Origin of the sequence: Kibdelosporangium aridum, assembly GCF_900176515.1 — a bacterium.
Lineage (GTDB): Bacteria > Actinomycetota > Actinomycetes > Mycobacteriales > Pseudonocardiaceae > Kibdelosporangium > Kibdelosporangium aridum.
Genome location: NZ_FWXV01000013.1, coordinates 213,231 through 238,917, shown reverse-complemented (window position 1 = coordinate 238,917; position 25,687 = coordinate 213,231). Strand labels below are relative to the sequence as shown.

The 25,687-nt window shown below is 66.5% G+C and carries 11 protein-coding genes; 2 read left to right on the top strand and 9 right to left on the bottom strand.

What is annotated here, in order from left to right:
* Positions 1–70: 70 nt before the first annotated feature.
* From B9C43_RS48105 to B9C43_RS48085, 5 genes are all read right to left on the bottom strand, one after another.
* The gene (locus B9C43_RS48105) at positions 71–5,929 is read right to left on the bottom strand and encodes a diguanylate cyclase domain-containing protein (RefSeq protein WP_084434000.1); all 5,859 of its coding nucleotides are present in this window, start codon (positions 5,927–5,929) and stop codon (positions 71–73) included.
* Between the two features lie 12 nt (positions 5,930–5,941).
* Entirely contained in the window at positions 5,942–7,618 is a 1,677-nt protein-coding gene (gene ettA, locus B9C43_RS48100) for an energy-dependent translational throttle protein EttA (protein ID WP_084433999.1), read from the bottom strand.
* Between the two features lie 75 nt (positions 7,619–7,693).
* The gene (locus B9C43_RS57185; RefSeq protein WP_033382582.1) at positions 7,694–8,095 is read right to left on the bottom strand and encodes a single-stranded DNA-binding protein; all 402 of its coding nucleotides are present in this window, start codon (positions 8,093–8,095) and stop codon (positions 7,694–7,696) included.
* A gap of 161 nt (positions 8,096–8,256) precedes the next feature.
* Positions 8,257–10,269: a bifunctional copper resistance protein CopD/cytochrome c oxidase assembly protein gene (locus B9C43_RS48090; protein WP_084433998.1), complete on the bottom strand. Its 2,013-nt coding sequence runs from the start codon at positions 10,267–10,269 to the stop codon at positions 8,257–8,259.
* A gap of 16 nt (positions 10,270–10,285) precedes the next feature.
* Complete coding sequence (locus tag B9C43_RS48085; RefSeq protein ID WP_084433997.1) at positions 10,286–11,482, bottom strand: MFS transporter; 1,197 nt, start codon at positions 11,480–11,482, stop codon at positions 10,286–10,288.
* Between the two features lie 144 nt (positions 11,483–11,626).
* Here B9C43_RS48085 and B9C43_RS48080 point away from each other — a divergent pair, with 144 nt between their 5' ends.
* Entirely contained in the window at positions 11,627–12,409 is a 783-nt protein-coding gene (locus tag B9C43_RS48080; protein ID WP_084433996.1) for an alpha/beta fold hydrolase, read from the top strand.
* Between the two features lies 1 nt (position 12,410).
* Here the strand turns inward: B9C43_RS48080 and B9C43_RS48075 are convergent, their stop codons facing one another.
* The 4 genes from B9C43_RS48075 to B9C43_RS48060 are packed head-to-tail and all read right to left on the bottom strand — an operon-like array spanning position 12,411 to position 16,757.
* Positions 12,411–12,983, bottom strand: coding sequence for a hypothetical protein (locus B9C43_RS48075; RefSeq protein WP_084433995.1), 573 nt, complete (start codon positions 12,981–12,983; stop codon positions 12,411–12,413).
* Positions 12,980–14,527: a vWA domain-containing protein gene (locus B9C43_RS48070; RefSeq protein WP_084433994.1), complete on the bottom strand. Its 1,548-nt coding sequence runs from the start codon at positions 14,525–14,527 to the stop codon at positions 12,980–12,982. Before B9C43_RS48070 ends, B9C43_RS48075 begins: the two co-directional genes overlap by 4 nt.
* Positions 14,524–15,681 (bottom strand): toxic anion resistance protein, encoded by a 1,158-nt coding sequence (locus B9C43_RS48065; protein ID WP_084433993.1) that lies wholly within the window; start codon positions 15,679–15,681, stop codon positions 14,524–14,526. Before B9C43_RS48065 ends, B9C43_RS48070 begins: the two co-directional genes overlap by 4 nt.
* On the bottom strand, positions 15,678–16,757 hold the full coding sequence (locus B9C43_RS48060; RefSeq protein WP_084433992.1) for a hypothetical protein: 1,080 nt from the start codon (positions 16,755–16,757) through the stop codon (positions 15,678–15,680). The genes B9C43_RS48065 and B9C43_RS48060 overlap by 4 nt, the downstream gene beginning before the upstream one ends.
* Before the next feature lie 359 nt (positions 16,758–17,116).
* On the opposite strand from B9C43_RS48060, the gene B9C43_RS48055 reads away from it, so the two are divergent.
* The gene (locus B9C43_RS48055; RefSeq protein ID WP_084433991.1) at positions 17,117–25,684 is read left to right on the top strand and encodes a SpvB/TcaC N-terminal domain-containing protein; all 8,568 of its coding nucleotides are present in this window, start codon (positions 17,117–17,119) and stop codon (positions 25,682–25,684) included.
* Positions 25,685–25,687: the final 3 nt, after the last annotated feature.

Genomic DNA, 25,687 nt, shown 5'->3' with positions numbered 1-25,687 from the left:
CCTAACCCTAGTTGGCCGCGCCTGTGAGCCATGCAACCACCAGTGGGACTTGATATTCATTTAGGGGGCTTCAATAGCCTGTTTCACCCCTATGCCGATCGGTGTCCTCACCAGTTGGCGTATCAAGGTCCTCATAGGCGGACAGAACGTCCTGATCTGGGGTCTCCGACGTTGACGACTGGTACGCCACAAGGGCTTCAGCGAGCAAATCGGCCAACTTCAAGTCGGTCCGTTCCCTGCGCCGCAACCGGCTGGGACGGTCGTCGCCAGCCTCATCAGCGGCCCGTTCAGTGCGCCGGCGCGGCCTTTCCGGCCGCCCCTCGGTGAGTCGGCGCTTGGACAATTCGTCGACGCCAGATGCGGAAAGCCGGCGAGCGACGGGAGATTCGTCCGGCTGAATCGGTTTCTCGACCGGTTCAGTTGCCTTGCCGGCACCGGATTCGCCGACAGCTGGACGCCGGGACAAACCCTCGGGGCCCAACGAGAACACTTCCGGGGTTTTGGTGGGAAAGTCATCCACCGGGCCGGATTGTTGCGGCGGCAGCGCCTGCTGGCGCTGCGGAGTGGGCGGCGGGTCCTGCCGTTGCGGGGTGGATGGCGCGTCTTGCCGCTGGGAGGTAGGCGGCACCTCTTGCCGCTGCGAAGCGGGCACTTCGTCCTGCCATTGCGAGGTGAGCGGCGCGTCCTGCCGCTGGGAGGTAGGCGGCACCTCTTGCCATTGCGAGGTGAGCGGCGCGTCTTGCCGTCGCGAGGCGGGCAGCGTGTCCTGGCGCTGGGAGGTGGGCAGTGCGTCCTGCCGCTGCGGGGGCGGCAGCGGAGACTCGCTCCGGCGCTCGGGCTCATCCCGGTGCACCGGTTCAGGTGCGCGGCGGCGGCCCGGCCTGGTCTCGGGGCCAGGGCTTTGATTGTCCACAGAGGACTGCGCTTGGGCTTCGGAGTCGCTCTGGCCGGACGCTTGCCTCAGGATCGCTTCCCGCAGCGAAGAAGCGTCGGAACGGATGCGCGGTGTCCGAGAATCGGGGGCAGACCGGCCGGTCTGCTCACCGAGAATCGCTTCCAGCCCAGATGGTCCGGTCGACTGCCCAGCTCGAGACAACTGCGAGCCGGTCGATTCACCCGGCCTCCTTGAATCTGACGCCAGACCGGTGTCCTCGCCGGGAACCCCCGCCAAGCCCGACGATCCGGTCGACTGGCCAGATCGAGAAAACTGCGAGCCGGTTGGCTCATCCGGAACCGCACGTGCCATCCGCGAATCCGGCACCGGCCAATCGGTCTGCTCGCGGCGACTTTCTTCCGATGGGGATCCACTTGGCTCCTGCCGACCGGCAGCTTCGTGCGGGCCCGCTTCTCTGCGGGACATTCCGCTGGATGTGCCGCGTTCAATCCGCGGGTCTGCCGCCCGCTGGTCGCTGACCTCGCCCAGGATTGCTTCCAGGCCAAGGGATTCGGAAATGTTCGGCCGGGTTTTCTCGCCGGGCCGCTGCCTTGCGCTCGGGTCGTCGGAGATCGCGGCACCGCTGGCCGACTCCGGCATCCTCCTGCGACCAGTGGGCTCGTCCAGTGCGTCGTGGCCCGGTGCATTGCGCCCCAATGCGTCGCGGCCCGATGCGTCGTGCCCCAGTGCGTCGGCTCCGCGGGCGGCCGGTGGGTCTTGGTCGAGGCCGTCTGGGTCCGGCATGCGGCGGCGGCCCGCGTATCCGCGTGGCGTCTCGGCCTCGCCACGTGGGTCCGACGATCCGGTTTCCGGGCCGACCGGATCCGGCATCCTTCGGCGTCCTGCCGATTCGCCTAGTTCCTCGTTGCCTGTGGCCGGTTCGTGGCGGCGGGCGACGTCGGCCGGGTCAAGTGATGTGCCGCGCTGGTACTCGAAGTCGTCCAGGGGGTCAGGCTTCCGGCGGCGTCCGGTGCGCTCTGGAGCGCTTGGCGTTTCCAGCTCGACGATGTCGTTCTCCGGCATGAGTCGACGATCGGGCTCCAGTTCCGCTTCGGGCATGCGTCGCTGACCGGACTCCGGGTCGTCCTCAGGGACGCGGCGCCGACCGGGCTGCGCCGCGTCTTCGGGCATCAGCCGACGGCCCGTTGACTCCGGCTCGCTCGGCCATGCGTCTGGCATTCGACGGCGGACTGTCGATTCACCTGGTGCGGTACGGCTTTCTGGGTTCGTGCCGCCTTGGCTTTCGGCGCTGTCCGGCCATTGCGGCATGCGGCGGCGGCCGGTGGACTGGCCGGCGTCCGGCTTCGGCGCTTCGATGCGAGAGGAGAATTCCGGTTCCTCAAAGGGTTCCGGCATGCGGCGCCGCCCCGTCGACTCACCCGGCTTCGTGCGGGCTTGCGGGGTTTCGTCCGCGTCCGGCATCCGGCGGCGCCCGGCCGACTCTTCAGGCCCCATAAGGGTTTCCATCTTGTCGGCGATGTCCGGCATTCGACGTCGTCCGGTTGGATCCCCTGATACGGCAGGGGTTTCCGGCATCTCGCCCGCGTCAGGCATGCGGCGACGGCCAGTCGGCTCGGCCAGTCCCGCTTCCGGAGTCTCGGCGATGTCCGGCATCCGGCGGCGGCCCGTTGTCTCTGGGTTGTCGTCTGGTTCTACCGCGCGGCGGGTTGGGTCACGAGGCAGGGCGCGGCGGCGTGCCCGGGGGTTGCCCGGGTCCAGCTCCGATGTCCACCGGCGACGCTGGGGATCCGGGTCGGCATCCGGGTCCTCCGGGGAGGGGATGTCCGGTCCAGCCGGGAACCTGGGGCGTGGGCTGGGCTTCTCCAGCGGATCGCTGCCTGGCTGTTCCGGCTCGGCCGGGCGCCTGCGTCGGCCGGGCGGGGGTTCCACGTCGGGGTCGGGCGGGATCGGCACCTCCGGGCTGTCCGGTGGTGTCGGGATCTCGTCCGGGTCCGGCGGCTGCGGGATGGAGGCGCGCTCCGCTTCCTCGGCCGCAGCCAGGATCTCGTCGCCGGTGTTGCTGTAGGTCTGCATCGGCTGGTTGATCGCGTACTGGTCGTAATCCGCCGAGGGATCAGCCTTGAACGCGTCCGGCGCGCGTCGGCGGCCGCCGCTGCCGCGGGTGATGTCCAGCCGATCGAGTACTGAACGGCCGCCTTCTGCCTCGGCGCTGTCGTCCTGTGGCATACCGGGTTCATCGGCAGACGGCCATTGCCTTCCGTAGTCCGGTAACGGAAATCCGGCCAGATATTCGGCCATCTCGGGGTCTGCGACATCACTCTGCAGTCCGGCGTATTCCTGGATGAAGGTGTAACCGCTGTCCTCGGGCGGAAGGTCGTAAAGCGGTTCGACGGACTGCCAGTCCGGGCGCCCGGACTCCTGCTCGGTGTGTGTCAGCGCTTCACGTGCCGCGCTGAGCAGCGCGTCTTCGCTTGTGCCTTCCTGGTACTGGGCCACACCGGTGCTCACGTTGACACCCCGCGCCGGGTCCTCGGGGTCCCAGTCCGAAGCCGACACGGTCTCGCGCAGGGTGGCCGCGAACTGCTCAGCCTCGTCCCTGGTGGTATCGGGCAACAACACGGCGAGCTCACCCTCTTCCGGCCTCGCCAGCTCGGCGTCATGCGGCGCCATGTCGCGGACATGATCGGCCAAGGACGTGAGCACATCCGGGTCGATCTCCGGCGGTATGCGGCCGGCACCCGCGGTGTCGATGGCCTTGATCAAGGCCGCGCTGAACCGGTCGGTGCTGTCCGGGTCCTTCTTGTGCGGCTCGGGCTCGGGTTCATCCCCGCTCGGCTCAAGCCGGACCAGCGTGAGCGCGGTCGGCCTGGCCTGGCGGCGGGCGGCGGCCAGCCTGCGGCGCAGCCCCTGCCGGTTGAGCAGGCCGGTCTCCTCGTCACGCTCGTTCTGCGAGGGGTCCGGCCACTTCGGCTTGTCCGAATCGGCAGCGCGCCTGCCTTTCGGACGGTTCGGCTCGTCACTGGCGCTCCCGACGGCAGCACTGGCGGTGGCGGCCCAGTCCGATTCGGACTCAACGTCCGCGACGTCCGCGGCGCCGAGGCGTTCAGCCTCGTCCGCGTGCATGTCTTCGGCTGCGCGGTCCACGGCCGCGCGACCGACAACACGGTCAACGGCAGCCGGGTCGGCACCGGCCCACTCGGGCGCCGCCCGGTCGGCGGCGATGAGGTCGGATCCGGCGCGGGTCTGCCCGGCGAGGTCCATGGCCGCCCGTTCCCTGGCGACCATCTCCCAACCGGCAAGCTCCCGCCCGAGAATGTCGTGCGGGCTGCTGCCGCCCACCCCACTCGCGGCCAGCCCAGATGTCCCGGGGGCCCCGCCCCCGCCCCCCTCCCCTCCGCCGCCTCCTGCTGTTCCCGCCCCGGTCCCGGTCCCGAATGCGCTTCCGTATCCCGCACCCGCGCTCATGTCTGTGCCCGGTGCCGTGGGCTCGCCCGCGCTTGTGCTGGCGCTTCTGCGCCTGCCCACGCGTTCGCTTGTGTCGCCACTGCCCGCGTCGTCGGCCACGCCGAGGCTGGACGCCAGGTCGTAGCCCCGGGTGGTCAAGGTTGGGTAACCCTCCAGGTCATAGGTCACGCTGTAGTCCTGGGACACCAGGCCGTAGCGCTCGGTGGCTGGTTGGCTCGCCGCCGCTTCGTAGTCCTGGCTTGCGGCGGCTGCCAAGTCGTAGCCCTCGGTGCCTCGGCCTGTGCGTTCGTAGCCGACGCTGTCGTAGGTGCCCGCGCCCCGGTTCGGACGGGGTCGGGGGCCTGGGCCGATTCCTCGGCCCGCGAGTTCCCGGCCCGACATCTCGCGGCTCGCGGCCTCGCGGCTACTCATCTCTGTTCCGGTCGCGTCGGGGTTGGACCTAGCCGGGGTCCGGACCACGCGGCGCAACAGCGACTCCGTGTCGTCGGGCAGTCTTGTGCCCGCGCCGAGCTCCTCGAGGACGATCAGGCGGGCCAAAGTGTCGGCCCGGAGTCTGCGTTGCTCAGCCGCCCGTGCTGAGCGCAGCGAGTTCAGGGCCTCGGTCAGGTCTCCGTCGGCTTCCTGGGCGTAGGCAAGCGATGTCAGGACATCGGCGAGCAATCCGTCCAGTTCGTGTCTGCGGGCGACTCGCACTATCTCCGCGAGCAGTGCGTGTGCTTCCTTGGCGCGTCCGGCTGGGAAGTGCACGCGGGTGGCGAGGATGAGCATCAGCCGCCCGATCGCAGCGGCCGATGTCGCCCGCACCGGCTGGGTCAGCGTCTGATCGGCTTGGCCGACCGCCGCGGTCTCCTCACCGGCGTCCAGCAGCGCGCTGACCATCTCCAGGCCCAGCTCTGCCCGCGCCTGCCCGGAATCCGTTCCCGGATCGGACAAGCCGTCGAGCAGGGTCATGCCTTCCGTGGCCGCCGCGACCGCTCCGGTGGCGTTGCCCCACCGGCGCCGGAACGACGCGATCCGCGCACACAACAGAGCACGCAGGATCCGCCGGACGTCACCGCTCAACATGTCGTCGGCGGCGTACAGGCGGTCGGCTTCGGAGAGGACCTCGTCGATGATCTCCAGCCGCCCGGCTTGGGCCAGGCCGCCGACGATCTCGGCGAGCGCACCTGCCCGCACCGCGGGCCGGGTATCACTTCCTTCCAGCATGGGACGGACCAGGACAAAAGCACTGCCGGTCAGGCCGACCGCGCGGGTGCTCGCCGCGAGGTCGACCCTGACCGATCCGGCGAGGTCACGCTCGCCCGCGTTCTCGGCGTCGCGCAGGGCCGACACGGCCGGCTCCACCGCCTCGGCGTGTTTGCCGAGTCGCACCAGGGCAGCGACCATCAGGGCGTTGGCGCGCAACGCAAGCACCCGGTCCTTGGCCGCGTCGGCAAGCGTCGCCGCCTGCCGCGCGAAGACCAAGGTGAGCTCAGGTGCGCACCACCTCAACCGGTCGGCGGTCTCGGCGAGCAGTTCGCCGTCCGTTGTCCCGCCGTCCGACCAAGTTCCCTTTCTGCCCGCCGTCACCGGTGCGGCCGCCTAATCCCGGGTCAGCTTGCGGTACGTGACCCGGTGTGGCCTGGCCGCCTCCGCGCCGAGCCGCTCGATCTTGTTCTTCTCGTAGCCCTCGAAGTTGCCTTCGAACCAGAACCACTTGCTCGGGTTCTCGTCGTTGCCCTCCCACGCCAGGATGTGGGTGGCCACGCGGTCGAGGAACCACCGGTCGTGCGAGATGACCACGGCACAGCCGGGGAACTGCTCAAGCGCGTTCTCCAGCGAACCGAGCGTCTCGACGTCCAGGTCGTTCGTGGGCTCGTCGAGCAGGATCAGGTTGCCGCCCTGCTTGAGGGTCAGCGCGAGGTTGAGCCGGTTGCGCTCGCCACCGGACAGCACGCCCGCGGGCTTCTGCTGGTCCGCTCCCTTGAACCCGAACGCACTGACGTACGCGCGGGACGGCATTTCGACCTGGCCGACGTTGATGTAGTCCAGTCCACCCGACACGACCTCCCACACGTTCTTGTTGGGGTCGATGCCGGCGCGGTTCTGGTCCACGTAGGACAGCTTGACCGTCTCGCCGATCTTGACGGTACCGCTGTCCGGCTGCTCAAGACCCACGATGGTCTTGAACAGAGTGGTCTTGCCGACGCCGTTGGGGCCGATCACGCCGACGATGCCGTTGCGCGGCAGGTCGAACGTGAGACCTTCGATCAGGGTGCGGTCGCCGAAGCCCTTCTTGAGGTCGTTGACCTGGACCACGACGTTGCCCAGACGCGGGCCCGGCGGGATCTGGATCTCCTCGAAGTCGAGCTTGCGGGTCTTCTCAGCCTCGGCCGCCATCTCCTCGTACCGCTCGAGACGGGCCTTGGACTTGGTCTGCCGCGCCTTGGCGTTGGAGCGGACCCACGCCAGCTCCTCCTTGAGGCGCTTCTGCAGCTTCGCGTCCTTCTTGCCCTGCACGGCAAGCCGTTCGGCCTTCTTCTCCAGGTACGCGGAGTAGTTGCCCTCGTAACCGTGGGTGCGGCCACGGTCCAGCTCGAGGATCCACTGCGCGACGTTGTCCAGGAAGTACCGGTCGTGGGTGACAGCGAGGATCGCACCCGCGTACGACGCGAGGTGCTGCTCGAGCCACAGCACGCTTTCGGCGTCCAGGTGGTTCGTGGGCTCGTCGAGCAGAAGCAGGTCGGGCTTGGACAGCAGCAGCTTGCACAGCGCGACCCGACGGCGCTCGCCACCGGAAAGAACCTTCACGTCGGCGTCCGGCGGCGGGCAGCGCAGGGCGTCCATCGCCTGCTCCAGCTGGGAGTCCAGGTCCCACGCGTCGGCGTGGTCCAGGGCCTCCTGCAGCTTGCCCATCTCCTCCATCAGCTCGTCGGAATAGTCCGTCGCCAGCAGTTCCGCGATCTCGTTGAACCGGTCGAGCTGCTGCTTGATCTCCCCGAGGCCCTCCTGGACGTTGCCAAGGACGGTCTTCTCCTCGTTGAGCGGGGGCTCCTGCTGCAGGATACCCACCGAGTAGCCCGGCGACAGGATGGCGTCGCCGTTGTTCGGCTGGTCCAGTCCCGCCATGATCCGCAGGACGGTCGACTTGCCTGCCCCGTTCGGACCGACAACGCCGATCTTGGCTCCCGGGTAGAACGAGATGCTGGCGTCTTCCAGGATGACCTTGTCCCCGTGCGCCTTGCGCACCTTCCTCATGGTGTAGATGAACTCCGCCATGCCCGCGATCGTAGAGCTGTCGGTACACGCCGATTACCGCGACCGTCGGGTACGGGGCTGAAGTGACGATCAGTGTCATGCCGCGACCGGCTCGATCGGCATGCCCGACCGCTCGTCACGCAGCAACACGATCTTGCAAAAGGTGAGGTCCGGCCCCATCGAGGTGGCTTCCATCTCCAGGTCGGAGCGCGGTTGGCCTTCCTTCTCCCACTTGTTGGTGTAGAGCTTGCCGGTCGCCACGACCGGGTCGCCCTTGACAAAGGTCCCGGCGACCGCCGCGGCTAGTCGCCGGAAGCATTTGACCCTCATGAACAGCTCGCGGCCGCGCACCCACGAGTTGGTTTCCCTGTCGAATTTGCGTTCGTTGGTCACGACGGTGAACGCGGCGACCATCCGCTCCTCGTCGTTGGCGTTCCACACCCGGACATCCGTGCAGATCCGGCCGGTCAACGTCAGCTTCGTTTCGTTCCACGCCATGGGATTTCTCCTTGTCCACGCCGGTTTTGGTGGTACTGCCAGCTTGCCTGCGGGGCGGGTTCGGGCGGCAGGGGTTGGCTGGCTCGGCTGTGGACAACCTCCGACTGTGGACAAGTCGGGTGACTGGGGCGGTGGGTGGGCCGGATTGTCGGTGGGGTGTGCTAGTCGGGTTTTCCGCCGTTCATCTTGTTGAGCATCGCGTTGTAGGCGGCCAGTTCCGCTTCTCCGTCCGCGTCGGCCTTGCGGTCGCGGCGACGTGCTTCTTTCTCGTCCTGGCGGGCCCATTGGACCAGCAGCGCGACCAGCACGACCACCAGCGGGAGCTCTCCCGCGGCCCAGGCGATGCCGCCGCCGAGGCGCTGGTCGGACAGCAGGTCACTCGCCCACGGCAGGGCCAGCGAGCGGTAGAACCGGTCGCCGATGATCTGCTGCATGCTCATCAGGATCACGCCGAAGAAGGCGTGGAACGGCAGTGACGCGAAGACCATCGCCAGCCGGCCGACGGGCGGCAGGCGACGTGGCGCGGGGTCGATGCCGATCACCGGCCAGTAGAAGATGTAGCCGGTCAGCAGGAAGTGCGCGTTCATCGCCAGGTGCGCCCAGTGCAGGTCCAGCGCGCCGTCGAACAGGCCGGAGAAGTACAGCGCGTAGTAGGAGCCCACGAACAGCACCAGCGCCACGACCGGATGCGTCAACGCGCGAGCCAGCGGCGAGTGCACGAGCGACACGATCCATTCGCGCGGCCCGGGCGGGTTGTCCTTGCCCGCGGTGGGCAAGGCGCGCAGTGCCAGCGTGACTGCCCCGCCGAGGACCAGCAGGATCGGCGCGAGCATGTTCAGCATCATGTGGCTGATCATGTGGATGCTGAACATCGACGGTGAGTACCGGCCGATCCCGGAGGACGTCGCCAGCAGGATCGTCGCGCAGCCGCAGAGCCAGGCGATCGTGCGGCCTACCGGCCAGGCGTCGCCGCGGGCTTTCAGCCGTCGAACACCGAGCAGGTACAGCACCGCCAGCGCGATCGCCAACGTGCCGTAGATCAGGTCGAAACGCCAGTCCACCAACGCTTTCAGCAACGTCGGCGCACCGTCCAAGGTGTACCCGATGCGCAGTTCGACGTTGTTGGGCTGGGTCACGGCCTGCTGCGGCGGTGGCGTACGGGCCAGCGCCGCCGCGATGCCGATGGTGATCATCATGACCAGCACCTCGAACGCGGCGAGTTTCACCAGCGCACGCCCGGAACCGGTGGCGACCACGGCCGCGACACCGCGTTGCCGTTGGAAGTACCCGAACACCCCGAGTGCGAGCAGCGCGAGGATCTTGGCGACCACGAGCAGGCCGTAGTTGGTGCTGAACAGGTCCGCCAGCGGCAGCCGCACCAGTGCGTTGATCACGCCGGACGCGGCCATCACGATCCAGCACGCCAGGGCGACCTTGGAGAACCGGCTCGCGGCCAGCCCGAGGTACTCGCCCTTGCGCCTGCCGTGTGCCAGCAGCGCGACGAGTCCACCGACCCACAGCGCGGCGGCGATCAGGTGCAGCAGCAGGCTGTTGGTGGCCAGGTCGTGCTGGCCGCCGCTGGAGGAGTGCCCGCTCACACCCAGCGGGAGCAGGCCTGCGACGGAGACGAAGAACAGTGCCGTGGTCCAGCCCCACGTCAGCACGAGTCGTGTGCCGACCGCCACCAGGAACGCGATCGCCGCCGTTATGAGCCATGTGTTCGTCAGTTCCGCCGCGCCCGCGAGGTCAACGAGCGTCTGGATGTCGAACAGCTGCGACACCGGACGGCCGAACGTGTCAGCGGTCGTGAACGGAATGGACAGCAGCGCGCAGACGCACCAGATGATCGATGCCCAGCTGGCCATGCGCACGGCTGCGTAGCCGTCCACGGCAAGCACACCGGACTTCTGCGGCGGCACCATGAACGCGGCGAACAGCAGCGAACCGATCACCAGCACGCTGCTGATCTCGGCCACTACGCGCAGCGTGATCATGCCGTACGCGGTGAACGCACCGGGGTTGGGAACGCCTGCCAGGTAGCGGTCGCTGACGAGCGCGAACAGCGCTGCCGCGACGAGCACCGCGAGGACACCGCCCACCGCGAGCAACGGCCCGACACGAGCACGCGCTCGTTTCGTACCGGTCGCCTGCGTTGGGGAGTCGGTGGAGGTCACAAGCTGAGAGTAGTGGTCACGTCGTGGCGGTCTCGACGGCCTGTTGACGGGTTTGCTGTTCCCGTCGCCGTGCACGGTTCGCCAGCAGTGTCAGCGGTGCCATGGCCCACGCGATGACCGCGGCAACGCCCAGCGCTACGGGCAAAGACGTGACTGAGGCGATCCCGCCGATCATGGGTGGGCCGAGCAGGAACCCGCTGTATGCGATGGTCGTCACAAATCCGAGCTCGCGTTCGCCACCGCCGCCGTCGGCTCGTCGCCCGACCGCTCCAGCAAGCTCCAATGCGACGGGGAATCCGTACGCGAGGCCCATACCGGCCAAAGCGAACCCGATGTACGTGAACGCTGGCGCGGGTACGAGCACGGCGATGAACAACCCGAGCGCGCCGATGGTCGAACCGCCGATCAGCATCCGCTGCGAACCCCAACGGGTCTCGATGCGCTCACCCAGCAGGCGTGCGATGGCCATGCAGATGGAGAACCCGGCATAGATCAACGCTGCCGACGCTTCGCCGATCCCGCGCTCGTGCACGCCGAAGAACGCCGACCAGTCCACGCTCGCGCCCTCGGCGACGGACGAGCACAACGCGATGAAACCGAGCAGCCACAACACTGGGCGCTGCACGAGTGACTTCTTCGGCCCGGTGTGCGCTGCCTGGGGTTTCAGGTCCTCGACCGGGATACGGCGCGCGAACCAGATAGCCATCGCCGTGCCGATCACCGCGACAATCGACAAGTGCCGCAACGGGTTGAGCGCCAACGCGGCCGCGCCCGCGGCACCGAGCGCACCGATCAGGCCGCCGATGCTGAAAAACGCGTGGAACACCGGCATGATCGCGCGACCGGACTGACGGATCGCGGTCACCGCGGCGATGTTCATTGCGACGTCCAGAGCGCCGACGGTGACGCCGAGCACGACGAGGACCAGTCCGAGTTGCAGAGGTGACGTCGCGAGCCCAAGCACCGGCAGCACAACGCACCCCGCGATCGCGCTGATCAGGACCATGACCTTGGCGCCGTAGCGGGCACACAGCGATCCGGACAGCAGTGCCGAGGCGATCATGCCGATGCTGGCGCCGAGCAGCGACAGGCCGAGCGCGCCTTCTTCGGCGCCGATCTGGGCGGCCAGGGCGGGCACCCGCGGCGCCCATGAACCGAAAACCACGCCGTTGAGAGCGAAAATGCCCAGCACAGCGACGATGGCGGAACGCACGGGCCCCTCCTTCGGTAGTCGATGTGAAGCGCTTCAGAGGTTAGCTGAAGCGCTTCAGACAGCCAAAGGGATTTACCGGATGGCGAGGTGACGCCACCCCACGACGGGTACAAGGAAGAGAACGCCTGACAGAATCGGGAAACGATGATCCGTGAGCTGACTTTGCACGGCGGGATGCCCGCGCTGGCCTACGGCGAAGGGCCTCCCCTCGTCTTCATCCGCACGATCTTGCCGAACGCGGGCAACCCCACCGGAATGAGCCGGCTCACCGAGACCCGGCAACTGAACCGGCTGACTCGTGGCCGCACGATCTACTCGATCGGCAGGCGCCCGGGCCGCAAGGCCGGGACGACCATGGCCGATCTCGCCGCGGACGTGGCCGAGGCGATCCTGCGCAAGTTCCGGGAACCCGTCGAGGTCATGGGATTCTCGACGGGCGGGTCGATCGCGTTGCAGGTGGCGGCCGATCGGCCGGACGCGGTCACGAAGCTGGTCGCGTGCGCCACCGCCTACCGCCTCGGGCCCGTGGGCAAGCAGGTGCAGCGGGACTACCGTGACCGGCTGGCGCGAGGTGACTATCGGGGCGCGATATCCGCGCTCGTGCCGGGCTGGGTGGACAAACCCTTGCCCCAGAAGCTGCTCAAGCAGTTCATGAGCCTGGACACGAGCACGCCGGAGGATCCGGACGGCATGATCGCGATGCTCGACGCGGAGGACGGCTGCGACGTCGACTGCGAGAAAATCGCCGCGCCGACTTTGCTCATCGCCGGTGACCGCGACCGGTTCCACCCGCGTGACCTGGTCGAGCAGACCGCGCACCGGATTCCCGACGCCACGCTCAAGCTGTATCCCGGACGCGGACATGTGAACGTTGTCCGGGACAAGTCGTTCTACCCGGACATCATCCGGTTCCTGGTCAACCGGTGAGTCACGAGTCGCCGGCGTGTTCTGCGCGTTGACGCAGGTAGCGGGTGTGGTCTGCTTGCTGGGTGATGTCGTCGCGATAGAAGCGTTCGGCGATTCGGTGGGTCTCGGCTTCCATCAGGTCCAACTGCGTGAGGAGCTCATCTGCGCGGCCGGACAGCCACCGGGGCACGTTCAGGTATGACTGGATCGACAGCGGCAGGTCGACTCGCGCCAATCGGATCACGCTGTGCAGGAGATCTGGGTCGGCGCGTAGCACGGTCGGGCGATCGAGCATTCCTGTCAGCACGGCGGTGATTCGCGAGACGAACTCTGCCGCACCCTCGGGTAAGCGCTGCTGTTCCACTGTGGACAACAGGGCCGCGAGGTCGGTTCGTACCTGGGAGATCTCGACAGACGTGTCTCCTGGTACGAGGCGGACTCGGTCCGGTGGCGCAAGGAGCGCGCCCGCCGCGTACAGGCCGACCACCACCAGCGGCCAGTACCCGCCTACCACGCCGAACACGTACAGCAGCACGCCGAGCAGGCCTGCCGCGGAGCCGACGAGGTTCTTGGTGGAGCCGAGGTACTTCATCATTGGTAGCCGCGAATCTCCTGGAACACCTTGGCCAACGGGGTATTGCGGGCGTCGAACACCTGGCCGCCGGTCAGCGTCGCGACCCGTTGCATCTCTTCGGAGTCGCTCTCCCCGAACATCACCGTGAACACCGGGATCTTCGCGCCTCCGTAGGACGATTCGAAGGAGCCGACGCCTGAGCCGTTGGTGTTCGCCCCGTCGGTCATCAGCACGATCGACGTGAACTTCGCCGGGTCTGGCTGGCCGAGCAACTCGTAGCCGCGGATCAGGCTGTCGAAGATCGCTGTGCCGCCTGTGGCCTGGAGCCCGCCCGCGAAGTTCTTGATCTTGTCGAGTTCCGCTTGCGGATTGGTCTCGGGTACCACGAATGTCTGTGGCGTGCCAGGCCTTCCGTTGAACGGCAGCATGGTCACTTCCTCACGGCCCCGGAACCCGCGGTATTTCCCGACAAGCGTGCCGTCAGCGCCGGTCAGAGCGATCAAGGCCGCACGCAACGCCTCGATCCGGTCACCCGCCATCGAACCGGACGTGTCCAGCACATAGAGCGTGCGCGACGGGCGCCTGATCTTGTTGAAATACGCCGACAGCAACGCGTCGATGGACTCGTGCGAGGTCGGGAACGGCAGTTCGACGAGGTCTCGTTGGGTGAACTGGTCGCTCAACGCAACGCCGGGCACCGCGGGCCGTCGCTTCGTCGTGTCCATGATGCGGCGTTGCACGTCCGGAGTTCGCAAGTAATCGGAGAGCCGTTGGTGCGCTGAGCGGGCGTCGTCGTTGGCGTCGTTCAGCAACGTGAGGGGATAGTCGGCACTCACCACGCCGTCGCTGGGGTAGATCAACGAAAGCTGCGAGGGCATGGACAACAGCACAGACTCGTAGTTCACGAGCCCGTCGACCTCCTTGGATCGGCGTTGATACGCCTCGGACAGCCAGCCCGACGACCCTGCCGACAACGTCTGCGCGCTGAAGAACTTCGTCAATCCTGGTGTCACGGCGGTGATTTGTTCCGCGGTCAGCGCGCTACCCGTGCCCGCCAGGGCGGAGGCGACACCGACGAGCGCGGAGAAGCCGGAATTGGACGCCGACGGGTCGGTCATGCCGTAGGTGAAAGCCTTGTTGCCCGCGGCTTCGGCGATCTCCGCCCACGTGACCCGTTTGCCTTCCCAGCCGAGCCGCGTGACCGCGTCCTTGGTCAGGCCGAGTACGACCGGCGAGTTCATGATCTTCACCTGGTTGCCCAGGCGTTTGCTCGCCTCCGGCCGCGTTTGCAGGTACCGGTTGGAGGAGAACCAGACCGCGTCGAACTGGCCCGCGGAGCCTGCCAGGGTGTCCGCGCCTTCGATCGTGCCGCTGAAAGTGAACTTCACCTCGACCCCGGTCGCCTTCGCGGCCTCGTCGAGGATCGGTTGCATGTCAGCGAGTTCGCTGCCCGCCAGGACACGCAACACGCCCGGTTCCGGCGGTCCCAACGGCTGCGACGACGGTGTGGAGGAGTCACATCCGGCCAGTGCGAGCACCAGTCCGGCGACGATCAGCTTTTTCATCCCGCCCTCTCAGCGGTGTGGGAACGCCGGAGGTAGTCCTCGGCCCGGCGCAGCTCGGTCTGCAACGCGTCCACGGTCAACGCCATGTTGTGCACAGCGCCGACTTTGAACTCGTCGATCGCGTCAATGGCACGGAAGATCTGGTCGAAGGACGTCTGAATGGTGCGCACGCCCACGGCGGGATCGCTGCTCGCGCGCTGGATGTCCGCCGACTGCAACGAAAGCAGGTGCGCGTTCGTCTCGATCAGACCCTCTGTCGTGGACTGCAGTGCGTCGATCTCTTCGTGCACATCACGCTGATGCGCCAGGGCCCCGCTGATCACCAGCGCGATCCGCAACGCCGACACGGTCGTGGAGACCGCCCGTTCCACTCCTCTGATCAGCTGGTCGTTGTTGCGGCGCAACAGATCCAGCGCGAGGTATCCCTGCGCGCACACCGCGAGCTGGGTCAGGATGTCCTGGTGGCGTTCCCGGATCGGATGCAGCACATCGCTGCGCAGCGCTGTTGCCAAAGCAGGATCAGCGAGATCCAGCACGCTCGCCTGACGGTCGACCGCCTCGTCGACGGCGGCTGCGAACGCCGCGGCCTCGGAGAGCTTGGTCATGGTCTGCCACAGTCGTTCGCGCTCGCCTTTGATCGCGGAGTTGTCACGGTGCAACAGGTCCTGACGCATCCGCAGGTGCACGACCAACGCGTTCACCGGTTCGTTCGCGGCCTGATAACGCGCCCACAGTTTGCGGGCCTCGCCCGCGACCGGGATCAGCTTCAGGATCTTGCGCCCGGTGATCGGCAGTTTCGCCGGATCGAGTGCACGGACAGTCTTGCGCAACTCCGCCAGGCTCAACGCGATCTCTTGCTGGGGCGTGGTTCGCTCCCCGCGCGCACCGGCGAGCGCCTTCGCCGACCGGTCGAGCAACGCGCCCGCGATCGTCGCCGCGACACGCATGTCCGCCGCGCCCAACGTGAGCAGCTCGTCGAGGACCTTGCCGAAATCGGGCGACCGCGGGTCTGCCGCGACCAGCCGCGCGGTGAACTCGTCCGCCCGGGCGGCCAGCCCCGAGCGCACCTCGTCACTGAGCGAGATCAGGCCGGCGGCTCGGGCCGCCGGGATCGGCTCGACCGGGTCCGGTGGGGTGAGTACGAAGTCGTTCACCTGTACTGCCTGCCGATCGCGTCAAGCATTCGCTCCAGCGTCTCGTAGGACGGCGGCTCGATGATGTCGACGAGCTCCGCGGGCACCGGGACGCCCTTCTCGGTGAGCACAGTGCGGAAAGCCTGGGAATCGTTGGGGCGGAAGCCGAACATGGCCGCGAGCCGGACGAGCTCGGGATCGGTCGTCAGCAGCTGACCGACCCGGTCACCATTGGGCGACAACGGGACCAACGTGTGCTTGGAGAACACGGTCGGCGCGGTGTAGAGCATCCGCATGTCCGGGCGGACGCTGCCGTCTCCCCGCAGCTGCCGGTCGAGGAACTGTGACTCGTAGATCAGGGCGAGCGGCGTTTTGCCCATCCCCGCCGCGAGGTAGTCCTCGAACGGCCCTTCGGTGCTGTTCTGCGTGTATCCCTGATCCAGGAACAACTTCGTCAGCTGCGGCAGCAGGCGGTTCTGCGCTTCCTCCGTGCTGACAACGGCGTTGCCGTTCGCCACGAACGACATGATCGCGAGGTACATCGACGCCGAGTTGGAGTCACGCGGATCGGTCGTGGTGATCAGCATGTTCTTGCGTGCCGGGAAAACGGTGTTTCCCGGCAGCTGGTCCCAGCGCGTCCCGGACTTCGCGAACTCCAGGTATTTCGCGACATCCAGTTGTCCCCCGCCAATGTCACCGCGGACGACTCCGTTTGCCTTGAGCAGCTGCACGATCGGCTCGAACGTCGCCACCGCGATCGGCGACTGGAACGGCGTGTAACCGGCCGTGATCTTACGGTCACGCTGGATCCGTTGCGCCGCAGGCGAACTTGACGGGAACACGAACTCGTACTTGGCCAGGTCGACGGTCGTGGCGATCTGCCGCGACCCGGCCGTGTCGACCTCCACCCGCAAGCCGTGCTTGGCGAACGCGTCGATCACGCGCTGGTCATGGAAGAACGCCTGCTTCTCCGAGCCGATCACACCCCGCACCGGCTGCGGCTCGGCGACACCTTCCCCTTGCTGGTCAAGCACTATCACCACAACGACCGCGACAAGCAGCACCGCCGCGAGTACGATCGACAACCGCCGCTTCACGCGCGGTCAACTCCCCTCACCAGACTGTCCACCTCGGATCATCCAAGTTCTTCGACTCTTTTGACGCGCGGACCGGACAGCTCGCGGTGAACTGTTGATGAACGACCGATGAACAGCGCAGCCGGAAAACGCTGTCACCACAAGGGAATCGGCGACGACCGGACAAGTACGGTCACCACCGGCGGCAATGTTACCGCGGGAAAACTACCCACATTTCCGACACTATTTATCCTATCGTGCAACGGAAATTGCGCAAGCCACCTTTACGACGCGAAAGCATCGCCACGCAGCGGATTGTCGGGTGCACCCATTGCTGATGGTCTGGTGTTTCCACCGAGCGATGCTAGGGGCGATTGAAGATGCGCCGCTTATTCCGATCACGTGTCCCGAAACGGGGCAAGATCGTCGCGATGGCCGCGGCCGTCGGACTGCTTGCCGTCGGCTTTCCACCTCTGCTACCCGTGAGCAGCGACGATGTCCGTGATGTCGCCGCCGATTCCTGTGTCACCGAAGCCAGACCCGCGGCCGCGAGGACCGCCAGACCGCCCGCGGCACAAGGTCTCAGCGCGGTGAACGCGGCCTACGTTCCACCACTTGACCCGGGTATGGCGAATGTGACCAAGCCACCGGAGCAGGCCTATCAATTCCAGCCTGCGGAAGAGAACTCGGCCGAGCAGGTCAGCGTTCCGTACGACCCGGCCGCGGTCGGCAAGGACTTCGACACCCAGGACGTGCACACCTATCAGTACGACGACACGAATTCCTGCTGGCGGCAATTGGAACGCCTCCAAGTGGACGAAGAGAACCAGACGATCGTGTCCGTCACCAGCCAGGCGGGCGTCCTGGTCAACGCGGCGGTGACAGTCCCCGACAGCCCGCAGGGAACGTCCTTCAACCCCACGCAGATCAAGAACATCCAAGCCGCACAACCCGGTTCGGGGATCAACCTCATGGGCACGCCCGCGCCGAACAACTCGGGCGAGGCGCAGCTGAGTTACCCCATCCACGCACCACCGGGCCGCGGCGGCCTGCAGCCCCAACTCGGGTTGCAGTACAACTCGTCGGTCGAGAACGGGTGGCTGGGCGTGGGCTGGGAGATGCAACTGCCCAGCATCACGGTCGACACCCGATTCGGCGTGCCACGCTACGACGCCGCTACCGAGACCGAGACGTACCTGTTCGGTGGGCAGCAACTCGCCCCGATCGCGCACCGGACCACGCCAGGCCCGCGTTCCGCGGAGAAGGTGTTCTTCCCCCGCATCGAAAACGGCGCGTTCGACAAGATCATCCGGCACGGTGACAAGCCCGCGAACTACTCGTGGGAGACGATCGACAAGCACGGGACGCGGTCGTTCTACGGCGGCACCCCGGAATCCACGCTCACCGACGGCACGGGCAACATCTTCCGCTGGGCGCTGCGGGAAACCCGGACCGTCGACGACGACTTCATCCGGTATCACTCGGTACGCCAAGAAGACTTCGGCGTTCCCGAAGGCGGAGCGATCCCCGGCAGCGACCTCTACCTCAAGCGGATCACCTACACCGGTCACGGCGCCACCGAAGGCCCGTACGCCGTCACCCTCACCAGGGACCGTGAACTGGGTGAACCGCGCAGGCCCGACGCGACGATCGACGCGCGCGGCGGGTTCAAGAAGGTGACCGCGGATCTGTTGCGCAAGGTCGAAGTGACCTTCGGTGATCAGCTGATCCGCCGGTACGAGCTGAACTACCAGGCAGGCGCGTTCGGCAAGACCCTGTTGAAGGCCGTGTCGCAGTTCGGCGACAACGGCGCGCCTTTCCACACGCACGACTTCGCGTACCACGACGACATCCGCGACGGTCAAGGCAACTACCAAGCCTTTGCTCGCACGGACTGGACCTCGCCCGGTGACAACCTCGGCACCGCCGCAGGGCCGGCGAGTGCACTGAACAGCAGCTCCAGCACGGGCGCGGGCGGGCACCTGTACGTCGGCTTCGGGCCGAACCGCACGAAGAGCGGCTCGATCGGCGCGAAGACCGGGTTCGCCGCCAGCCGTGACGAGGGCCTGCTCGCGTTGGCCGACATGGACGGCGACACGTTGCCCGACAAGGTGATCCGGACCGGGAACGGTGTCGCGTACCGCAAGAACCTGGCGAAACCCGGTGGCCAGGCCAAGTTCAGCGACGAGCTCAAGCCGTTGAACCTGCCGGGGATCGCGAACGAGAACAGTGACACGGTCACCGTCGGCATCGAGAGCTACATCGGCGGTGTGGCCGCGCAACTGGACCACGTGGACACATTCACCACCAACGACCGGTACTTCACCGACGTCAACGCCGACGGCCTGACCGACCTGGTCAGCAAAGGCAATGTCCTGTTCGGACGCGTCGGCTCGGACGGGAACCCGGTTTTCGGGCGGAGCAACGAGACTCCGGTGCCGATCGGCGACAGCAAGGTCGACACGAACGGCCTGCTGCCAGACTTCGCAGCCGACCGGCAGCGCCGCGAGGAGACGTATCCCCTGTTGGACAGCGTCCGGCGTTGGGTTGCTCCCTTCGACGGCACCGTTCAGGTGACCGGGAACGTCAAGCTCCTGCCGCCGCCGCAGAGTGACGGGTCGTTGACCGACAAGGGTGATCTCGACGGCGTGCGGGTGGCGATCCAGCACGAGGACACCGAACGCTGGTCGCGGACGATCAACGCCGGTGACCACAGCGAGCACATACCGTCCAACGTGGACAGGTTCACCGTCCAGCGGGGCCAGAAACTGTACTTCCGCGTGGGTTCCCGGCATGACGGCACGAACGACCAGGTCGCGTGGGACCCGACGATCACATACACCGGGATCGACGGCACTGACATCAACGGCCTGAGCCAAGCGACCTACCAGGCATCCCGGGACTTCACCCTCGGCGGGCGGACCGCGACCCTGCAAGCGCCGGTCACCGGCACGGTCAAGCTCGGCGGCGTGTTCACCAAGAAGGCCGCGACCACCGACGACGTCACCGTGCAGGTCCTGCGGGACGGCCAGCCCGCGTTCGAGCGAACGATGGCGTCGACCGAGACCGGCGAGGTCCGGATCGACCAGGACATCCCGATCACCAAGGACCAACAGCTGGAATGGCGGCTGAAGATCGACTCGCCGGTCGACCTCGACCAGGTCGCCTGGGTGCCGACGGTCACCTACACCGCCGACGGCGTGACCACGAACCCGCCGGTGACGATCGACATGTACCCGTCTGCCCTGCTCGACCGGCCACAAGGCCTGTTCACCGCGCCGCGCACGGGTGATCTGACAGTGGAACCGCGTCTGCAGATCGCCGGCAGCGGCCAGGTGACGTTCACGGTCAAGAAGCGTGGGGCGTTGCTGGGCAAGAAGGTCATCGAGGTGACCAACGGGACTTACGAGCCGCAGCGGCTCACCGTCCCGGCCACCGAAGGCGACGTGCTGTCGTTCGACTTCAGCACCCGCGACACCGGCATGCAGGTCGAAAGCTGGGGCGCGACAGCGGACGCGGCCGAGGTCCCAGTCGGATTCCACCGCACCGCCGCCGAGGAGACGTTCCCGCAGCCGTATCGAGGCTGGGGCGTCGTGGGTTACGCCGCCAACGGCGAGCGTGCGACCCGCGCGATCCCCCAGGCGGACTTGGTGATCAACCAGGACTACCGCGGTCAGCTGCCGACTTCCCTTGACCCGGTGAAGGACCGGGAGCGCTTCGAGGCCGACCCCAAGGTGATCACGCCGAAGGTCGTCCAGTTCACCCCGGAGCCTAAGGAAAACCGGTGGTCGGCGAGCGGGTCGTCCTTTGTCGCACGGCAAACCGTCAGCAGTTCCCGCTACGGTGGCGAGTCGGTCGACCTGCCGAAGTCGTCGGACTTCGAGGACCTCAACGCACCCGCGCGGGTGTCGCGGTCCAAGCAGACCTCGCTGACCGGGTCGATCGGCGGTGACGTGGGCACGGCAGGCGGCAGCGTCTCGTTCGGCGACAGCTCGGCCGAAGTCGACTACCTCGACATGAACGGCGACGGCTTCCCGGACGTGGTCGCGGGCGGGCGCGTCCAGTTCTCCGACGAAACCGGCGTGCTCACCGCCAACCGGGGCACGCTGCCGGGCAGCAACAAGGTCCGGGAAAGCAGCAACGTGAGCGGCAACGCCAGCGCTGGAAGCGCGGCACGGACCATCACCACAGGCCGCGGCCACGCCACTCCCCCGGCCAACAGCACCGCGAACAGCGCCCAGTCCGGCAACGACATGCCGCCGCTGGGTGTCGGCGGGAGCCTCGGCACGGGCAAGTCGACCGAGAAGTTCGACCTCCTCGACATCAACGGCGACAGCCTGCCTGACCGGGTGACAGCGGACGGGCGCGTGACGCTCAACCTGGGCTGGAAGTTCGCTGACCAGAGCGAACCGTGGCCCGGTGGCGGCCTGCACGACGGCACGATGAGCAACGAAGGCGTGAACATCGGCTTCAACACGGACTTCTATGGTCTGGCTGGTGGCGCGTCGCTCAACCACGGCCGGGCGTCGGCCAAGGCGAGCCTGGTGGACGTCAACGGTGACGGCCTGCTCGACCGGGTCTTCGACGGTGACCCGATCAGGGTCGCGATGAACACCGGCAGCGGGTTCACCCAGGCGCAGCCGTTCAACGGCAGCCTCGCCGGGATCAACCTCGACCAGAACAGCAAGCTCGCGGCGGGCGCGTACTTCCGGTTCTCGCTGTGTTTCGGCGTCTTCGGCTGCGTGATCACCAATCCCGGTGGGCACACGGACACTGGGACCAGCCGGACCGAGCGGATGCTGCGCGACATCGACGGTGACGGCTACGCCGATCACTTGCAGTCCACGAAGGACAACGAGTTGGTGTTCGCGCAGAACAAGACCGGCCGTACCAACCTGCTCAAGAGCGTGCACCGGCCGATGGGCGGCCGGATCGACCTGGATTACGCGCGGGACGGCAACACCTATGACCTGCCGCAGTCGCGTTGGGTTCTGTCGAAGGTGACCATGAACGACGGTCTGCCAGGCGACGGCAACGACACCCAGGTGACCACGTTCCGCTACGAAGGTGGCCTGTATGACCGGTTCGAGCGCGAGTTCCACGGCTACCGCAAGATCGTCGAGGAACACCGTGACCCCGAGGCGGTCTACCGGAGCATCACCAGGGAGTTCCACGACGGCTACTACCTGCGTGGCCAGGTCAAGCGCGAGATCACGACAGACGCCGCGGGCAAGCCGTTCACCGAAATCCTGTACACCTACAAACCGCGTGACATCCTTGCCGCGACGGTCGATCTGACCAAGCGCAACGCGTCGATCTGGTCGCAGCCGATCCGCACGGACAAGCGGTTCTACGAAGGCCGTGCCGCACCGGTGAAGCAGACCTACAGCGAGGTCACCTACGACGACATCGGCAACGTCACCAGGCAGTTCGAACCCGGTGAACCCGGGCCCGCCGACGACGTCGAGACGATCACTCGATACACCACGGACTTCCCTGAATGCCAGGACAAACGCATTCTGGACGTCCCGCACACGGTCGATGTCCTGGGCAACCGCAAGGTGATGCGGCATCGTGAGTCCGATGTGGACTGCCGGATGGGCAGGCAGACCCAGCACCGGGCGTTGCTGGAGAACGGGGACGTGGCGGTCACCGACATGACCTACGACGACTTCGGCAACTTGACGTCGGTCACCGGGCCGCCCAACAAGTTCAGCCAGCGATATCGGGTCGGCTACACCTATGATCCGGTGGTCAACACCCACCTTGAGGCGGTGACCGACAGCTTCGGGCTGCGGTCGAGCAGCACGACCAACCTCAAGTTCGGCCAGGCCGAGACCACGACCGATCACAACAACCAGCAGCTGCGGCACGTGTTCGACCCGTTCGGCCGGATCGACTCGGTGACCGGGCCGTACGAGATCGCGGACAACAAGGTCACGATCGACTTCGAGTACCACCCCGAGGCTCCGGTCGCCTACGCCGTCACACGGCACATCGACCGGGACGCGGGCGGCATCCGCGCCGACACCATCGACACGATCCAGTTCGTCGACGGGCTCAACCGCGTTGTGCAGACCAAGAAGGACGCGGCACTGCACGTTTCACCGAGCGCCGCGCCGGCCAACGGCATGACGGTGTCCGGCCGGATGAAGTACGACTTCCTTGGCCGTACCACCGAAATGCACTATCCGACGAGTGAGCCGAAGGGACCGGACAACGTCAAGTTCGCCCCCGCGTTCGACAGCGTCACACCGACCCGGACTTCCTTCGACATCTTGGACCGGGTCACGAAGACCGTCATGCCGGACAACACGGAAACCACGGTGTCGTTCGGGTTCGCGACCGACCGGCTCGGGCTGACGCAGTTCGAGACGGTGTCCAAGGACGCCAACGGGATCGAGTCGCGCACGTACCGCAACATCCGTGACGAAGTGACCACGGTGAAGGAGAGCAACCCGAAGGGCAACCAGCCCGCGATCTTCACCAGCTACGCCTACGACCCGCTCGGCCAGCTGCTGCGTGTCGTGGATGATCGCAACAACATCACGCAGTCGTCGTACGACAACTTCGGGCGCAAGACGGTTGTCGACAACCCGGACACCGGCCGTACCGAGACTCAGTACGACCTCGCCGACAACCCGGTCAAGCTGATCACCGCCAACCTCGGGGCGATCACCAGGTCCGTCGACTACGACTACGACTTCAACCGGCTCACCGCCGTGCGATACCCCATGTTCCCCGCCAACAACATCACCTACACATACGGACCTCCTGGCGCGCCTCACCATGCTGCCGGACGGGTCACGCGCGTGACGGACGGCGCCGGAACAGCGGATCGCGCGTACGGACCGCTGGGTGAACTCGCCAAGGAGACCCGAACGGTCCTGGGCAAGGCGTACACCACGCAGTACCGGCATGACAGCTGGAACCGCGTGCTGCAGATGACCTTCCCGGACGGCGAACTGCTGACGTATCGATACAACAGTGGTGGTCTGGTGGACCAGGCCACGGGCTCGAAGCACGGGATCTCCTACCCGTATTTGAAGCGCCTCGACTACGACAGGTTCGAGCAGCGCGCCTTGCAGGACACCGGCAACGGCGGCCGGACGGTTTACACGTACGACACCACTGACCGTCGCCTGCAAACCCTGGAGTCCAAAGTAGCCAATGGAGATGTGCTGCAGAAACTGAACTACGACTACGACCACCTCGGCAATGTCACGTCGTTGCGCAACGACCGGCCGAAGCCCGGTAAGCACGGGCCGGAAGTCGGTGGTCCGACCGTGCAGACGTTCGGCTACGACGACCTGAGCCGTCTCACCAGCGCGACCGGTGAATATCGGGGCCGGGACGACAAGGTCAACCGCTACCAGCTGACCATGGCGTACGACACGGTCAACAACATCACTCTGAAAGACCAGAAGAACACGCTCAACAACCACACCGTCGGCAAGACGACCTACAAGAACCCGTACGTCTACAACAGCGGTCACCCGCATGCGCCGAGCACTGTGGGAACCCAGCAAATCAGGTATGACGCCAATGGCAATCTGACGTACAAAGAGGAGGGACACGACCGCACGCAACAGATCTGGGACGATGAGAACCGGCTGGCGTGCACGCACGAAGGCAAGAGCCTTGCCATCCCACGCGAGCAGGCCTCGTGCGACCGCAACGCCGACCCCGCGGTCCGGTTCACCTACGACGACCAAGGAAACCGGGTCGTCAAGGACGCACAGGGCGACATCAACCTGTACCCCAGCCCCGGGTTCACCGAACGGGACTCCACCAAGTTCAAGCACATCTTCGTCGGCCAGGAGCGGCTCGCGACCAAGGTCGTGCGGTCGTCGGGCAAGGAGACCCAGCAGTACTACTTCCATCCCGACCACATCGGCTCGCAGGGGTACGTGACCGACGGCGAAGGCGATGTGACCGACCACAACGAGTACTTCCCATCCGGCGAATCGTGGGTCAACGAGCGCTCTTCGCAAGCCGGGCAGTACAAGTTCGCCGGAAAGGAGCTCGACTCGGAGACCGGCCTGTACTACTTCGGCGCTCGTTACTACGACCCGCGGAGCGGTGTTTGGCAGTCGACCGACCCGGCCGACCGCTTCACACCGGATGACGGCACGATCGGGCTCAACCCGTACCAGTACGCCGCCCATAACCCGTTACGGTTGGTAGACCCCGACGGCCGACTCGAGTACGACGCCAGCACCAGGCAGTTCAAGACCCAGCCAGGCGACACGTTGTGGGCTATCGCCAGGGAGACCGGGGTGCCGCTGGACACACTGGTGGCGATGAACATCTACGACGCGGGACTGTCCGAAGTCGACACCATGATCTCGATGGGCGGGATCGGTGTCGGCCAGGAGATCTTCCTGCCGGACCAGCCGAACATCGACACGTTCAAGTGGACTGTGGCCAACCTCGGCATGCAGGCCTACAACCAGGACAGGGCGCTCGGCGACTTCGCCAAGGACACGTACAAGTGCAACCTGTTCGTCAGCAACGTGTGGCAGAGCCAGATCAAGATCGGCAAGTTCTCCGTGCTCGGCTTCCGGTTCGGCGCGGAGCGGATACCGACCGCGAACGAAACCGCCGACCCTGACCTGGACATCAAGGGAACACAGGTAGTCCCGCTCAAGGACGCGATCCTCGGTGATGTCATCGCGTTCTCCCGGGACGGCAACTCCGGCCACACCGCGATCTACACCGGTTTCGTGGACATCACCAACCAGCCGTGGGTGAACTCGGGCGGCCAGACGCGCATCCGGCCGACGGTTGAGCGGGAAAAGAACCACTACGGCAGCATCGGCACGGGCGCAGGCAATCCCGGTGCCCCGCAGATCATGTACCGCAACCAGGACTACCTGGAACGACACGGCGACTTCGACAGCGGACCAGTGATCAGGAGGGTGATACCGACACAGCCGCAACAGTGATGT